Source organism: Enterococcus sp. DIV1758 (assembly GCF_051711985.1).
In the GTDB taxonomy this organism is placed as follows: domain Bacteria; phylum Bacillota; class Bacilli; order Lactobacillales; family Enterococcaceae; genus Enterococcus; species Enterococcus faecalis.
Genome location: NZ_JBIOOA010000001.1, coordinates 1,873,902 through 1,889,967, shown reverse-complemented (window position 1 = coordinate 1,889,967; position 16,066 = coordinate 1,873,902). Strand labels below are relative to the sequence as shown.

At 38.0% G+C, this 16,066-nt stretch carries 12 protein-coding genes and 1 riboswitch; of the genes, 11 read left to right on the top strand and 1 reads right to left on the bottom strand.

Annotated features, from left to right (window positions below):
• The first annotated feature begins 10 nt into the window (after positions 1–10).
• Positions 11–1,363, top strand: coding sequence for an asparagine--tRNA ligase (gene asnS / locus IGJ52_RS09130; protein ID WP_264547378.1), 1,353 nt, complete (start codon positions 11–13; stop codon positions 1,361–1,363).
• A gap of 46 nt (positions 1,364–1,409) precedes the next feature.
• On the opposite strand, the gene IGJ52_RS09125 is transcribed toward asnS, so the two are convergent.
• Positions 1,410–2,369 (bottom strand): Gfo/Idh/MocA family protein, encoded by a 960-nt coding sequence (locus IGJ52_RS09125; protein WP_002389307.1) that lies wholly within the window; start codon positions 2,367–2,369, stop codon positions 1,410–1,412.
• Positions 2,370–2,535: 166 nt separating this feature from the next.
• Between IGJ52_RS09125 and IGJ52_RS09120 the strand changes: the two genes are divergently transcribed.
• From IGJ52_RS09120 to IGJ52_RS09075, 10 genes are all read left to right on the top strand, one after another.
• The gene (locus IGJ52_RS09120; protein WP_002382789.1) at positions 2,536–3,060 is read left to right on the top strand and encodes a hypothetical protein; all 525 of its coding nucleotides are present in this window, start codon (positions 2,536–2,538) and stop codon (positions 3,058–3,060) included.
• A 59-nt stretch (positions 3,061–3,119) separates the two neighbouring features.
• Positions 3,120–3,299: a hypothetical protein gene (locus IGJ52_RS09115; RefSeq protein WP_002384259.1), complete on the top strand. Its 180-nt coding sequence runs from the start codon at positions 3,120–3,122 to the stop codon at positions 3,297–3,299.
• A gap of 99 nt (positions 3,300–3,398) precedes the next feature.
• Complete coding sequence (locus tag IGJ52_RS09110; RefSeq protein WP_002366997.1) at positions 3,399–4,040, top strand: glycoside hydrolase family 73 protein; 642 nt, start codon at positions 3,399–3,401, stop codon at positions 4,038–4,040.
• Between the two features lie 19 nt (positions 4,041–4,059).
• A complete protein-coding gene (locus IGJ52_RS09105; protein ID WP_010816649.1) occupies positions 4,060–4,746 on the top strand; it encodes a hypothetical protein in 687 nt (228 codons plus the stop codon).
• A 146-nt stretch (positions 4,747–4,892) separates the two neighbouring features.
• Positions 4,893–4,990: riboswitch (purine riboswitch) on the top strand.
• Positions 4,991–5,144: 154 nt separating this feature from the next.
• Positions 5,145–5,726, top strand: a complete 582-nt coding sequence (locus IGJ52_RS09100) for a xanthine phosphoribosyltransferase (protein ID WP_002356804.1) — start codon at positions 5,145–5,147, stop codon at positions 5,724–5,726.
• 2 nt (positions 5,727–5,728) lie between these two features.
• The gene (locus IGJ52_RS09095) at positions 5,729–7,048 is read left to right on the top strand and encodes a nucleobase:cation symporter-2 family protein (protein WP_002408809.1); all 1,320 of its coding nucleotides are present in this window, start codon (positions 5,729–5,731) and stop codon (positions 7,046–7,048) included.
• A gap of 327 nt (positions 7,049–7,375) precedes the next feature.
• Positions 7,376–8,491, top strand: a complete 1,116-nt coding sequence (gene purK / locus IGJ52_RS09090) for a 5-(carboxyamino)imidazole ribonucleotide synthase (protein ID WP_002408810.1) — start codon at positions 7,376–7,378, stop codon at positions 8,489–8,491.
• A 42-nt stretch (positions 8,492–8,533) separates the two neighbouring features.
• Positions 8,534–9,829 carry an adenylosuccinate lyase gene (gene purB / locus IGJ52_RS09085; RefSeq protein ID WP_002400818.1) on the top strand — a complete coding sequence of 432 codons (1,296 nt, stop codon included), beginning with the start codon at positions 8,534–8,536 and terminating at the stop codon, positions 9,827–9,829.
• 387 nt (positions 9,830–10,216) lie between these two features.
• Positions 10,217–11,278 (top strand): DUF916 and DUF3324 domain-containing protein, encoded by a 1,062-nt coding sequence (locus tag IGJ52_RS09080; RefSeq protein WP_002408812.1) that lies wholly within the window; start codon positions 10,217–10,219, stop codon positions 11,276–11,278.
• 33 nt (positions 11,279–11,311) lie between these two features.
• Entirely contained in the window at positions 11,312–15,961 is a 4,650-nt protein-coding gene (locus IGJ52_RS09075; protein ID WP_438792046.1) for a WxL domain-containing protein, read from the top strand.
• The last annotated feature ends 105 nt before the right edge of the window (positions 15,962–16,066 follow it).

Here is a 16,066-nt window from a genome sequence, read left to right as displayed (position 1 = left end):
AAACTAAGAAATGAACGGAGAGACAAACGTGGAACAAATTCAAATTATTGATTCAAACAAACATGTTGGAGAAACAGTAAAAATTGGCGCTTGGATTGCTAACAAACGCTCAAGCGGAAAAATTGCCTTTTTACAATTACGTGACGGGACAGCCTTTTTTCAAGGTGTCGTGTTCAAACCAAACTTCATTGAAGCCTTTGGTGAAGAAGTTGGTACAGAAAAATTCCAAGAAATTAAACACTTATCACAAGAAACAGCAGTCATGGTTACTGGTGTTATCAAAGAAGATAGCCGTTCTAAATTCGGCTATGAAATGGATATCACTGATTTAGAAGTCGTTGGCGCTTCAGAAGATTACCCAATTACGCCGAAAGAACACGGCACAGATTTCTTAATGGATCATCGTCATTTATGGTTACGTTCAAGCAAACAACATGCGATCATGTTAGTTCGTAACGAAATTATTCGTGCTACTTACGAGTTCTTTAACGAACAAGGATTCATTAAAATTGATAGCCCAATTTTAACTGGCTCAGCACCAGAAGGCACAACAGAATTATTTGAAACAGATTACTTCGGACAACCAGCATTCTTATCACAAACAGGTCAATTATATGCAGAAGCTGGTGCGATGGCATTTGGAAAAGTCTTTACTTTTGGACCAACCTTCCGCGCGGAAAAATCCAAAACTCGTCGTCACTTAACGGAATTCTGGATGATTGAACCAGAAATGGCATACACAACTCATGAAGAATCACTAGATATTCAAGAAGCCTACGTAAAACATTTAATTAAATCAGTATTGAAAAATCAACAATATCCATTGGATGTTTTAGAACGTGATACAGCTTTACTGGAAAAATATGTTTCGGAACCATTCAAACGTATTACTTACGATGATGCGATTGAGTTATTACAAAAAGAAGAAGCAAACAATGATTATGATCACATTGAATGGGGCGAAGACTTTGGTAGCCCACATGAAACTTTTATTTCAAATTACTATGGCGTTCCAACATTCATTTTAAATTATCCAAAAGCAATTAAAGCCTTCTATATGAAACCACATCCAACACGTGAAGATGTTGTAATTTGTGCCGATTTAATTGCACCAGAAGGTTATGGTGAAATTATCGGTGGTTCAGAGCGTGCAACTGATTATGATTATTTGAAAGAAAAAGTAGCTGAGTTTGGCTTATCTGAAGAAGAATACAGCTGGTATTTAGATTTACGTAAATACGGTTCTGTGCCACATTCTGGCTTCGGATTAGGTTTAGAACGTGCTGTTACGTTCATTACTGGTAATGAACACATTCGTGAAGCGATTCCGTTCCCACGTATGTTAAACCGTATTTATCCATAGAGAACAATAAAAAAAAGAACTTCAGCAAAAGCCGAAGTTCTTTTTTTTAATTCTGCCATAATTTTTGCATCTGGTCCAAAATATCAATGACTTCTGTCGTGAAAAATAAGGAGCGGTTGGGTTGAGTACCTTTGATTGCTTCAACCATATTGTAGATTTCATAATTCATGGCTTCAGCTGAGTACCCAGAAACGATGGTCTCAACCGTACCGTCATTGTAGTGAACAATCGCTTCATCTGCACGTGGATAATCTGTAATGGTAATATAGGCATCTTCAAAAGCAACAATTCCTTGCTTTGGCATTTTTGCTTGGAATGTTAATGAAATAGTCGCCAACTCATTTTCTTTATTCCGAAGCAATGTCACCGATTGTTCATCAACACCAGTAGAGAAGGGAACCATGCTAGAAGCTAAAACGTCTGGCTGTGAGCTGAGAAACCAACGAGCAAACGAAACCGCATAAGTACCAATATCTAACAATGCGCCGCCTGCTAAGTCAGGATTAAAAAAGCGATTTTTAGGATCGGGTTCTTTGTAACTTCCAAATGGTGCTTGAATCATTTTTAACTGACCAAATTTGCCAGCATCCATCAAGCGACGTAATTCGTCGTATAGTGGCATGTTAAAAATAGTCATGGCTTCTGCTAAAATAAGGTCATTTTTTTCTGCAACTGCCAAGGCTTGTTTTAATTCTGCCGCGTTCATCGTAATAGCTTTTTCACACAACACATGTTTTCCGGCCTGGAGCGCTTTTAAAATGTGTTCAGCATGTTGTTTATTTGGTACTGCTATATAGACAACATCGATTGTTTCATCTGCTAGCAATTCTTCATAAGAACCATAGGCTTTAGGGATTGAATAATCAGCGGCAAATTGTTCTGCTTTAGTCAATGTCCGCGAAGCAACAGCTGCAAGTTGGCTAGTTTCTTGTTTAAACGTTGAAGCAAATTCGTGGGCAATCCCACCTAATCCGACGATGCCCCATTGATATAATTTTTTTGTCAAAAGAAGTCCTCCTAATCTATGCAATTTCTTCAAATCTTCTTCATTATTTATTATACTGTAAACAAGAGAAATTAGAAAACAAGGACAATTTTGTAAATATGATAAAATCCAGAGATAAAAAGATGCTTTTTTTAGAGAATTTCAGTAAAATAGAAAATGGAGGCGAATGATTATGCATCAAGTTTATGTAGATATTATTGTTGACGCAATTATTGAACAGTACCAAACAGAAGAAAATTTTTACTCCGCTTATCAAATTCAAGCAGCCGATTGGCAAGCTTGGAAAGAAGGCCAATTTGGTTTGGACAATGAAGTCATGCAAAAAATTAAGAATTTGTTTACGGATTATGAGTGGATGCTGACTCAAAAAATACTCCGCCAAACCATCTTATTTCCGGAAAAACGTAACCTAGCTGTTTCGGAATATAAACGGTTAAAAACAACAATTGCCAAAAAATGGTTACAATCTGATTTGGGCGTTGTAGAATTGATTCCCAACAATAAACAGGAACAAGAAATTGCTGCTGGTTATATCGATTTGAAAGTGACGCTGGCCTATGGTGAATGGGGTTTTGATGATATTATTACATTCCGGTTACCAGCTACGATTCAACGACAATTGGAAGGTTCAAAAGTTGAATTATTAGATTGGGTCAATGAAAATCTGATGGATACTTACGTAGGTGAATAACGAATAGGAAGGATGGTCTTTTGAAATACACAATTGCTGGGATTTTATCTGTGATTATTATGTTTGGTGCGGTAATTTTTGTCTTTTTTGGCAAAAAGCCAGTTGAAGAATCTGTTCACACATCAACTGAAACAACAGTGAAATCGTCCACTAAAATTTCTGAAAGTAGTACAGTTTCTTCAACTGCTACCACTGAATCAAGTACTGAAATCACGAGCGTAAGCAGTGATGAAAGTTGATAATTTTCTGTGAAAATGATACAATTATTCGGTTATAGTAACAAATGAAATCAATCACGAAAGTGAAAGATAGTGAAACATTTTATCGGAAAATAAAAGATGAAGTGGGGAATTAATGAAGTGAGCAACTATCAGAAAAAAAGAAAAAAGCAGCTGAATTTGCCAAAGTTATTCTTAGGCGTAGTTGTCGTCGGTTTGGCCTTTGTCTTTTCGTTATCTGTCCTTTCTGATTCAGATAAGGGACAAAGCGAGTCAGTCAATCGCCAAAATGAAAACATCTCAAAAGAAGAATTTGTTGCTGAAATCACACCGTATGCACGTGAATTACAAGAATCTTACGGGGTGTTACCAAGTATTATTATGGGGCAAGCAGTTTTAGAATCAAATTTTGGACAAAGTCAATTAGCATCGAAATATAACAATCTTTTTGGGATTAAAGCATATGGCAATCAACCAAAAGTCAATTTAGAAACAAAAGAGTATGTCAATGAGGTCTGGATTACGATTCAGGGTGATTTTCGAGTTTATGACAATTGGGAAGAATCCATGCGAGATCATACCAAGTTATTTGTTGATGGGGTCGATTGGGATCCAAATTTATATGAAAAAGTCTTGTTAGCCAAAAATTATAAAGAGGCCGCACAAGCGCTTCAAGATGCTGGATACGCAACGGATCCTACATACGCTGATAAGATCATTCATGTAATTGAAGAATACAATTTAAATAAATACGACCGTTAAGCATGGAGGAACGATGACAATGAGCGAAAAGTGGATTCCAGAAATTATGACGCCGCTGAAACAAGATATTGTAAAAATGCCAGAGATTATTCGGCAAGCCAGTGGCATTAAAATTTTTGGCCGTAAAATAAAATCAATTATTTTTACGACAGATATTGCGATTATCCGCAATACGGATGCACAGGCAGTGATTGCTGTATATCCTTTTACACCGCATCCAGCGATTACAAAAGGCATTATTGAAGCAGCGGATATTCCTGTCTTTTCAGGAGTCGGCGGCGGTTTAACGCAAGGCATGCGTTCTGCTTATATGAGTTTATTTGCAGAAGCACAAGGCTCAATGGGTGTTGTTTTGAATGGTCCTACACCAATTGAAACAATTAAAATGGTGGATGAAGCAATCGATATTCCTATTATCAGCACAGTAACTTCTATTCATACGCCAATTGAGGAAAAACTTGCGGCTGGCGTGGATATGATTAATATCAGTGCAGGAAAAGACACTGCAGCCACCGTACGCTATTTCCGTGGCAAGTATCCAGAATTACCGATTATTGCAACAGGAGGACCAACTGAATCGAGTATTCATGAAACCATTATCGCTGGAGCGAATGCTATTACATATACGCCCCCTAGTAACGGTGAATTATTCAGCAAAAAAATGAAAAAATATCGTGAACAAGAAAAAGCAACCGATGAAGAATAAAAAACGCTTTGGCAGCCGATCCTGCCAAAGCGTTTTTGGCTATTTAATGTTCGCTTTTACGGAACAATGGAAGAATGAACCAATTATTTGAAAATTCTAATGAAAAAAAGTTGTTAAACCATTGAAAGTTAGAGATTTTTGTACTATCCTAGAGAAACATAGAAGCTTGTATAAGGTCAAAATACGGTTGACCGTCTCTACCCAGCACCGTAAATGCTGGTCTATAAGTGAAGAAGAGCGGATAGCCCTTTTTTGCTTTGGCAAAATGGGCTTTTTTCTTTTGTTAGAACACGAATATAAATAGCACTTTGTTTTATTTCGTTCGTTTTTAACGAACCGTCCTTTCCTCAGGATGAGAACAAAGCATCTATCGAAAAATAAGTAAAGGAGTTCATATTGTGAAGGAATTAGTCGAACGTATTAAAAATGATGGCCGTGTATTAGGTGAAGGTGTTTTAAAAGTAGATAGTTTTATTACGCACCAAGTGGATCCAGAATTGATGGAGGCTATGGGTAATCGTTTTGCTGAGGTTTTCGCAGAAGCAGGCATTACCAAAGTAATTACAATTGAAGCATCAGGAATCGCTCCTGCCTTATACGCAGCGCAAAAATTAGGCGTGCCAATGATCTTCGCGCGTAAGGCAAAAAGTTTAACCATGGATGAAGAGCTTTTAACAGCTTCAGTTTATTCATTTACAAAACAAGTGACAAGTCAAATTTCCATTTCAAGAAAATTTTTATCTGATGCTGATAAAGTGTTGATTATTGATGACTTTTTAGCTAACGGACAAGCTGCTAAAGGATTGGTAGAATTATGCCAACAGGCTGGTGCAAAGGTTGAAGGAATTGGTATCGTAATTGAAAAATCATTCCAAGATGGTCGTCAGTTATTAGAAGACATGGGCTTAAATGTAGTCTCTTTAGCACGTATCGCTTCATTAAGTGAAGGAACGGTGACGTTTTTAGAGGAGGATGCATAATCTTGGATACAAAACAATTGAATACACAACAACAGACGGAAACACCAAATGGGAAAGCCGCCGTTTTAGGATTGCAACATTTATTAGCGATGTATGCTGGAGCAGTTGCCGTACCTTTATTAATCGGAACCGGCTTGAATTTTGATTCGCAACAAATGACGTATTTGATTTCAATCGATATTTTTATGTGCGGCGTTGCGACACTTTTACAATTGACGGTGAATAAGTTTTTTGGGATTGGCTTGCCAGTCGTTTTAGGTTGTGCCATTCAAGCAGTTGCGCCTTTAATCATGATTGGTACGAACAAAGGGGTTGGGGCAATTTACGGTTCAATTATTGCTTCGGGCATTTTTGTCGTTCTTATTGCAGGATTTTTCTCAAAAATTAAACGTCTATTTCCGCCTTTAGTCACCGGCACAGTCATTACAGTTATTGGTTTGACCTTAATTCCTGTTGCTGTTGAAAAAATGGGTGGCGGCTTAGCAACGGACAAAAGTTTTGGTGATCCTAAAAACTTGCTTCTCGCATTTGTAACAATTGCCTTAATCATTGTTGTGCAAGTTTGGGGACGTGGCTTTATCAAGTCAATTGCCGTGTTAATCGGCCTAGTCGGCGGCACAATTTTAGCTGCATTTCTGGGATTAGTTGATTTGTCTCCTGTTGGTCAAGCTACGTGGTTTCACTTTCCACAGCCATTTTATTTTGGCAAACCAACGTTTGATCTTTCTTCTATTGTGTTGATGATTATTATTTCAATTGTTAGTATGGTTGAATCAACAGGTGTTTATTTTGCCTTAGGAGACATTACAGGGAAAAAAATTGGCGAAGATGATTTACGTCGTGGGTATCATGCAGAAGGCTTAGCCGTCATTTTAGGAGGGATTTTTAATACGTTTCCTTATACAGGTTTCTCGCAAAATGTCGGGTTAGTTCAATTATCTGGGATCAAAACACGTCGGCCAATCTATTTTTCTGCTTTTTTCTTAATTATTTTAGGCTTATTACCAAAAATTGGTGCGATGGCCCAAATTATCCCAGAGCCAGTTTTAGGCGGCGGAATGCTGGTTATGTTTGGAATGGTGGCTGTCCAAGGAATGCGCATGTTGTCAAAAGTTGACTACTCAAATGACAAAAATTTATTAATTATTGCCATTTCGATTGGCTTTGGTTTAGGCTTTAATATTATGCCAACGCTCTTTAATAAAGTACCAGAAACTGTTAGCATGTTTACTGGTAATGGAATTGTCATGAGCAGCATTACCGCAATTATTTTAAATCTTTTATTCAATGGTTTAAAAGAAACCTCAGAAAGTAACGAATAGTTTCAAAAAAGTATGATAGATAAGGTCAGGTGGCTTTTCTTTCATACTTTTTTGACCTAATCATCGTTTAGAAAAATTTAATGTTTTCATCAATTTGAAGAGAATAAGAGAAAAATGCTTGGTTACAAAGAGACGAATAGTAAGTTACCGCTGTTTTATCCTAAAATATGTTAATAAATTCTGATGAGAAAACCTAAGGGAAACACTGCTGGCACTTGAAGTTGAGCCTTTTTCCTTGTATCATGTAAAAAGAGCACTCTTAAAGGCTAGACTGCGACGAGAAACCGCAGAAGGATTTTAAGGATAAAACTGTGATGGAAAGTTGTGATGAACTTGGATAAACCACTATTACCTGGTCAAGTGATTGGTATCATTGGTGGCGGACATTTAGCAAAAATGATGGCCCTTAGTGCAAGAGAAATGGGGTTTCGAGTGGGTGTGCTAGATCCACAAATTGATTGTCCTGCTGCACAAGTTGCCGATTGGCAATTATTAGGAGCATATAATGATCCTGAAGCGTTAGAGAAATTGGCAAAACGTGCCCAAGTGATTACGTATGAATTTGAACATGCAGATGTTGATGCGTTAACAGCGATTCAACATTTGGCGAATATACCGCAAGGAACAGACATTTTAGCAATTACGCAAGATCGTTTAATGGAAAAAAGTTTCTTGGAAGATAATAATATTGTGATTGCACCTTATGCAACGATTGTTAGTCCGACTGATATTCAAGAAGCAATTGATGGCATTGGTTATCCGTGTATCTTGAAGAATACGCGAGGGGAAGGTCGTTATGTACTACATAGTACTTCAGACTTAGCGCCATCCATGAATCTTCTGAGAGAAGGAACCTGTGTCTTGGAAGCTTGGATTCCTTACGAAAAAGAATTATCTGTTCTGATTTCTGGTAATGGTCGTGGCGAATTTGCGACATTTCCAGTTGTGGAAACAATTAAAAAAGAGCGTAAGCTACATGAAACGATTGCGCCAGCCCGAATTGATGACGAAGTCAGTGGCGAGTTGCAACGAATTGCTAAGGTGATTGCTAAAGCTGTTGGTTTAGTCGGCACCCTTTCAATTGAAATGTTTTATACAGAAACAGGCGGGATTTATGTAAATAAAATTTTACCTCGTCCAGAAGATGCTGGGAATTTTTCTATAGATGCTTGTTCTTTTAGCCAATATGATACGCATATTCGTGGTTTATGTAATTGGCCAATGCCAACGATTCAACTGTTGTCAGAAGCGGTTACGGTCAATGTGCTTGGGAATGAAGCCTATGAAACGATGGACATTATTAATGAACATCCAGATTGGCATTTCCACTATTATGGGCACAGTGAAGCAAAAGAGCAACGAGCGATGGGGCATATTACTATATTAACCAAAGAAATCGATGAAACACTGGAAGAAATTAAAGAAACAAAGATTTGGTCGTAATTATTTTTCAAAAATTGAGGAGTAAAGAGGGGATAAGGCACAATGATTGATCGTTATACAAGACCCGAAATGGGCGCAATTTGGACAGATGAGAACCGCTACAAGGCATGGCTAGAAGTTGAAATTTTGGCGGATGAAGCTTGGGCAGAACTTGGCGAAATTCCTAAAGAAGATGTACAAAAAATCCGAGAAAATGCATCATTTGATGTTGCACGTATTTTAGAAATTGAAGCAGAAACTCGTCATGATGTTGTCGCTTTTACTCGTGCCGTTTCAGAAACGCTTGGTGAAGAGCGAAAATGGGTGCACTATGGCTTAACCAGCACAGATGTTGTGGATACTGCCTATGGTTATCTATTGAAACAGGCGAATGATATTTTACGGAAAGATTTACAAACATTTACGGAGATTGTCGGAGCCAAAGCCAAAGAGTATAAACATACGGTCATGATGGGCAGAACGCATGGCGTTCATGCAGAACCGACTACATTTGGTTTGAAATTAGCGTTGTGGTATTCTGAAATGAAACGCAATATTGAACGTTTTGAACATGCAGCCAAAGGTGTCGAAGCAGGTAAAATCAGTGGAGCCGTGGGTACCTTTGCCAATATTTCACCATTTGTTGAAGAATATGTTTGCGAACATTTGGGAATCCGTGCTCAAGAGATTTCGACACAAGTTTTACCACGTGATTTACATGCAGAATATGTTTCTACCATGGCATTAATTGCGACAAGTATTGAAAAATTTGCGACAGAAATTCGTGGTTTACAAAAATCAGAAACACGTGAAGTAGAAGAATTTTTTGCAAAAGGACAAAAAGGATCTTCGGCAATGCCGCATAAACGGAATCCAATTGGTTCTGAAAATATGACTGGTTTGGCACGTGTGATTCGTGGTCATGTCATTACTGCCTTTGAAAATGTGAGTTTATGGCATGAACGAGATATTTCTCACTCGTCTGCTGAACGGATTATTATTCCCGATACGACGATTTTGCTAAATTACATGTTGAATCGTTTTGGTAATATTGTCAAAAACTTAACGGTCTTCCCAGAAAATATGAAACGTAACATGGATGCGACCTATGGACTAATTTACAGCCAACGTGTCTTGTTAAAATTGATTGACCATGGCATGACACGTGAAGAAGCGTATGATTTGGTCCAACCAAAAACAGCTTACGCATGGGATCATCAAACGGCGTTCCGTCCGTTGTTAGATGCGGATGAAAAAATTACTTCTGTCTTATCAAAAGAAGAGCTAGATGATGCTTTTGATTACCATTATCATTTAAAAAATGTTGACACGATTTTTGAACGTGTTGGTTTAGGATAAAAAAGAGCGTTCAGGAAAAAACACCAGTTTCTTCCTGAGTGCTTTCTTCTTTTTCAGAAAAAACATTGGAAATTGTTTAGTAACAATTGGAAGAAAAGATATTAAATTTTAGCGAGCAAACGTCAAAAGGTAAATGAGTGACTCATACCTTTTGACGTTTGCTCGCTATTTGTTTGGTTGTTCCTTAGATTCTAAAGGAGATATTTTCAAAAAAAGATGAAATTTAGGCATTTTCATAGGTGGAAAGCGTCATCAAACCCTTATGGGATAAGAAGATGCCATTTTTTAATTATGGGTTTAAAAATTCAAAATTTTTTTTTGTGTGTCTTCAGCTATAATTAGTCTATTAACGATAAGTATTAAAAGAATGGGGGAAAGTTGATTGTAATGAAATTGTCACAAGTCCCAAATAAAACGACAGGGAATGGAATAAAAATATTCGGTTATCTCTGTTTTGTAGTTAGCTGTTATCTAATCTTTTTACGCTTCGAAGTTGCTTTAGCCCAACAACCAGAGCCACAGCCACTGGCGGGTTTCACAGTTGAAAGTGTGATACCAGATAATCAGCTAGATAAGAACCAAACTTATTTTTATTTAGGCGTTCAGCCAAGTAGTCAGCAGATTATTCAAGTGAAAATCAGAAGTTTGCAAAAAGAGCCCGTAACTGTCGCTTTAAGTATTCATGATGCAGTGAACGGAACGGATGGACAGATTGATTATACGCAGACGAGCCCCAAACTAGATTCTAGTTTGACGAATTCCATCACACAAATTGTTCATTTGCAAAATAAGGAAACTACGGTCACTGTAAAAAACTTTGAAGAAAAAATAGTGAATTATGAAATCAAAACACCCAAAGAGCCATTCTCTGGAGTTAAATTAGGCGCATTACGGTTTGTTAAACAATTAGAGGATGAATCATTAACAAGTAATCAGTTTACATCAACTTATGCTTATACTATTTCCGTCATGCTGACAGAAGATAAACAACCATTTGATGAAGGAGCAGAATTACAACTAAAAAAAGTTGGTACAACGATCAGTGCTGGTCAACTTGTGGTTCAAGTAACATACCGAAACCAGCAACCAAAAGTTATGAAAGGAGCAACCATTACCAACTGGTTAACCAAAAAAGGTCAGACAAAAGAATTACTAAAAAAAGTACAAGCAGATGTAACAGTGGCACCTAATTCGCTATTGGCTATGGATCTGCCATTGAATGAAGTTGTCCTGCCAGCGGGAACTTATACTATTCACAGCCAAGTAAGCGCTGGTAATCGCGAATGGCAGTGGCGAAAAGATTTTACAATTACACAAACGCAAATAAAACAATGGTCGACGAGTACACCTTCAGCAAAAAGGCAACCGTTTTTGTTAGTGGGGAGTAGTGCAATAGTCCTCGTTGTAATTAGCATTTATTTTTATCTTAAAAAGAGTAGAACTAAATAGTAAAGAAATAAAAAGGAAAAGCAGGTGTTGGTTATGAACAAGAAAATGACTCATCTAATCTGTGTCATATTATTAGGAACGATGATTTTACCAATTAATGGCTTAGCTGAGGGGACTGAGTCAACAACAGTAACGAGTGAAATGCAACAAATTATTGAAGATTCATTACCTAAGCTATCAGAACCGTCCAAGCAAACGATAGAGACAACTGAAACAACCGATTCTTCAACTGAAAAAACTCAAGCAACTGAAGCAACGAAAGATGTAGAAACTGCTTCCTTTACTTGGTCACAACAAGAAGCAGAACGGCAAGTAACTGCCGGATCAGATTTTTATCTAAAAATAATTAGCAATGCAACCTGGGCGGAAATCCAATTGCCTCAGGAAATTCAATACAATCCGCAAAAAAACCAACAATTGCAGGAGCACGGTTCTTATAATCAAGAACAACATAGCTTGATTTTAAGAGACTTTGCCCAGTTGGGGGAAAGTTACTTGCTGTTAACGACAACAAAAGCAGGAACCTTTACCTTGTCAGTCAAAGATAAAAACCAAGAAACGTTGGCTAATAATTTAGACGTGACGATTGCGAAAGAGCAAGTAGTAGTGCCAAAAGAGACCCAGAAGAGTAGTGAGCAGAAGCAAACGAAGGAAAATGAAAAAAGCAACCCTGTCGCTAAGTCTAAAAACATTGCCGCCAAAGCGAATGGGATTACGGTCGGTTTGACTGCTCCAACCACTTATCGCACATATACTGATCCCGCGACAGGAACAGCACCAGATTACTTAACTGTTTCTTTACCAGTTTCCATCGACCAAGCAGGCCTTACTGGTACTTCGATTGAGCTTCCTTATGGCTTTTATCCAAGTAAAAGCGACCCAGTTTTTAAAGACTTTGATAATACGACACCGATTTTTTCGTTGGTGACACCTAGTGCACCTAGCGCCAACTCGATTGTGGCTTCGTATGTAAATGATACAACCAATAAAAAATTAATTATTCGCTTGAAAGAAACCAAGACAACTTTAGAGACGATTAATTTACGTTTTAAATTTAATAATGTCTATGATGCTAAAATCCCACCTGAACAAATCGTATGGAATAATCTCCAAGCAAAGGTATTTGATAATACAGGGACACAAATAGCAAGTTCAGCGGCAAATAAAACCGTAAAAACTGATGTGGCTGGTTCTAGTGCTTCATATGTACTTTCTGGTTACGCAGTTCCTAGTAACGACAGTTATTTTGACGGTGATATTATTGTGACAAACGCTTATCGGTTTAATTATTTAGCTAGAGCGAATTTAGACCCTAGTTATAATCATCAAGTGTATGTTGAGATTCCCACGGGAGCTACATTTAAGGGAAGCTTAGCTAATGCATTATTAAAAACAGGGGTCACAAATGCACAAGATCCTAGTGTGCCAGCAGGTTTTACTCGGTACTATCAGAAATTAGTAACTCTCTCACCAAACATTTTAGAAAACCCAGCAACTCGAGTTGATTTATCCTATCTTAACACAAGGGTTACTTTGAATAAAACGTATGCAGAAGGGAGTACTTTTTCTGTTAATTTTGGAATGAAAGTAAAATTTCTGAATGGAAAAATAAATACGCTTACCACTACGAAAAGTTATACAAAACGTTCTCGGCCAGATTTTCAATTGTCAGGAACAGGCAATCATTCGGTTGTTAACACTTCTACTAACACAGTTAATAACTTAGACGATTTAGCGACAGCTGGTAATTTTTACGCTTTTGGTTATGGTTCATTTAGCGACTCTGCTGCTATTAAGAATACTGGCGCTAAACCAATTCAAGGAGTGACATACAAATTACAAGAATTAACTGCAGGCTCAGCTAAAGGAAACTTCACTGATTTATATATTTATGGTGTTACTGATGGAGTGAGTGCCCCCGCCTATTATCGGCCTTTGTATCATATTAAAAATGCCATAACCGGAACGAGTCGTTCTGTTTGGAGCAGTACACCGGCTAAGACTGGTAGCTTTAGTCCAGCTTTACCGACTTTAGCAACCAATGAGTATATTTCAACCATTGATATTATTCCTATGGGAACCGATGGCACAACTGCCAATTCGTTGCCTCCTGGAAATGGGATGTCACTCCGATACCGGATCAAAAGTTGGCCTACTGGGAAGTGGCCAGATGGGACAGTGCTTTCTAAGATGACTAATCCAATCACCTTTGGAGCCACGATGCAGTATCAAGATGCAACAGGGACTCCTACAGAGCTTAAATTAAACAATAATGTAGTCTATTATAATAAAGGGGTAGCCTTACGTGCTTCTGTTTACCTTACCAGTGTTAATAGTGAGAATAAACTGCCTGGGGACACGATTAACTATGAAATAAGCGGGAGAAATAGTGGCTACTATACAGATACTTCTTCTGGGGATTGGGAGAATCCTATTATTACAATTAAAGTTCCCAAACAGTTACGTTTAAAAGCGACCACGAAAAAAGATTATATTGATGAGAGTAACCAAGTTACCTATCCAGCTTCGGTGACCGTTGAAACCTTAGCTATAAATGACACAACTTACAATTATTATCGGTTTAAGACGTCCAGCACGGCTTATAAATCTAAAGTAACGGGAAAGGCTAGTTTTTTTCGGATTCCTTTAGAATTTGTAGTGGATAGTTCAGCTGCTTCTGGAAGCTATCAAATTCCTTATATCGCCTATAGTAGCCCTAAGCCAACTGATTTCTTTCATGGTGTACTTACTCAATTATCTGCTGCAGAGGCTAAAAAAATCGGTGTAGACAACACGAAAGAAAATAGCTACGAGATCAACTCATCTCCTTTTAATATCGGCTTTTCTGTCGTGGATTCTTCTAAGTTAGACAGTGCTACTAATGCTCGTGGTTCCGCAACGCAAGCTTGGTCAAATACGAATATCTTTGCGGTAGACCGCAAAGGCACCCCGCAAATGCAAACGGTCATTAAAAATTCTGGTAATACAAACTTCACTAGCGTTCGCTTGTATAATATTTTGCCTTCTTCTAGTGATGGTCGTGGTTCAACAGGCAGCATCGGGTTTACAAACTTGACCAGTAATAATGGGACAGCCAAAATTTACTATACAACTAAGCCTATCTCACAATTGCCTAGTTATACTAACAACGATTTACAAGCGTGGAATGCCACTAAACTAACCAGTTTAGGTTTCACTACAACTAAACCCGCTAATTCAGCATTAATCACAGCAATCTATGTCGATTTTGGCGCAACGACAATCAAACCAGGTGGGACCTTAGATGCGATTATGAATTTTTTAGTGCCAGATGCAGATAATCAAAAAGCCATTAACCAATTTCAATATTCTGCTAAAGAAGCTAAAGCAGGAGCAACTTTAGCGGCAGTCAGTGATAAAATTACCTTTAGTACAGAGTTTGCTCAAGTAGCGTATGAACAAAATTTACCGAGTATTATAGTTCCTGGAAGTGGAGTGAAAGACTTACCTTCTCCGCAAACGATCCAGTTAGATGTAAATGATGCCGGCAAAATTGTCATTCCAACAGCCAAACCAACGCTTAGTGGTTATACTTTTGTGGAATGGCAAGATGTTGCAACACCAACCAAAAAATATCAACCGGGTGCAACGATTAGCTTTACGTCTACGTCAACTACCACAAAAATAACTCTGCAAGCTATTTGGAAACCAATCTCAGTGAATGTGACTTTTAATGCCAATGGGGGCTCGGGTGGTACGGCTGCTAAAGCCTATACTTTTGGAACAGTAGTTAATTTAACCACGGTTGTGAAGCCAACCAGAACCGGTTACACTTTCCAAGGTTGGGCGACAACAGCCAGTGCCACAACACCAGATATTACAACAAACCCTCTCGTTAATTATGCTTCAGCTAAGACCTATTATGCTGTTTGGAAGGGGAACGCTTATACCGTAAAGTTTGATGCGAACGGGGGAACTGGTACCATGCCTAACGCTAGTTTTATTTATGGAACAGGCAAGCCATTACCAGCCAACACCTTTACAAAAGAGAGTAATACGTTCCTTGGTTGGTCGAAGACACGGACAAGTGCAGTTGTCTATACGGATAAACAAATAATTTCGACATTAACTGCTACTAACAATGGGACTGTAACTTTGTATGCGAAATGGAGTGGCCAACGACCTGTATTGATGGGAACGCCAAGTACGTTTGATTTTGGCAAACAAACGATTTCGCCAATGGCAAAAAGTTATGGACTAAATTCAGCAAGCTATGTCGGAAGTCCCGAATTACAACAAGCTGGTTTTATGTTACGTCTAGAAGATAATCGACCAACTAGTACAGGTTGGAAATTAAACGTTAGTTTATCTGAATTTAAAGATAAAACTGGTAAATCTTTACCACAAGGAGAAGGAATTGCCTTGAACTTTGCGGACACTCAACTTCAAAAAGTTCAATATGCTAATACAGCTGAGGAATCAGTAACGACTGGTTTTACCAATGGACCGACGTTAGGGTCTCAAGCTTTTCGATCGGGTGCTACAGCTCAATCAATAATCACAGCAACTGGAGCACAAGGAAGTGGAACTTGGCAACTATATTTTCCTTTTGAAGAGATAAAATTAACTGTGCCTGCAAATGTAGGAGAAATATCAAAAGTATATCAATCGACAGTAACTTGGTCATTGGACGATGTAGTCTAATCTTAGTATGATTTACTTAGAAGGAAAGTTAATTGTATTAAGAAAAAACGCTTCTAAGTTTTACAGGAATATAAAAAAACAAACGTATTGTTAAATACGTTTGTT

What these genes read in the sequence shown, in the direction of transcription:
- asnS (WP_264547378.1), top strand. Translation starts at nt 11, where the DNA reads ATGAACGGAGAGACAAACGTGGAACAAATTCAAATTATTGATTCAAAC.
- IGJ52_RS09120 (WP_002382789.1), top strand. Translation starts at nt 2,536, where the DNA reads ATGATTATGCATCAAGTTTATGTAGATATTATTGTTGACGCAATTATT.
- IGJ52_RS09115 (WP_002384259.1), top strand. Translation starts at nt 3,120, where the DNA reads ATGTTTGGTGCGGTAATTTTTGTCTTTTTTGGCAAAAAGCCAGTTGAA.
- IGJ52_RS09110 (WP_002366997.1), top strand. Translation starts at nt 3,399, where the DNA reads ATGAAGTGGGGAATTAATGAAGTGAGCAACTATCAGAAAAAAAGAAAA.
- IGJ52_RS09105 (WP_010816649.1), top strand. Translation starts at nt 4,060, where the DNA reads ATGAGCGAAAAGTGGATTCCAGAAATTATGACGCCGCTGAAACAAGAT.
- purK (WP_002408810.1), top strand. Translation starts at nt 7,376, where the DNA reads ATGAACTTGGATAAACCACTATTACCTGGTCAAGTGATTGGTATCATT.
- purB (WP_002400818.1), top strand. Translation starts at nt 8,534, where the DNA reads ATGATTGATCGTTATACAAGACCCGAAATGGGCGCAATTTGGACAGAT.
- IGJ52_RS09080 (WP_002408812.1), top strand. Translation starts at nt 10,217, where the DNA reads ATGAAATTGTCACAAGTCCCAAATAAAACGACAGGGAATGGAATAAAA.
- IGJ52_RS09075 (WP_438792046.1), top strand. Translation starts at nt 11,312, where the DNA reads ATGAACAAGAAAATGACTCATCTAATCTGTGTCATATTATTAGGAACG.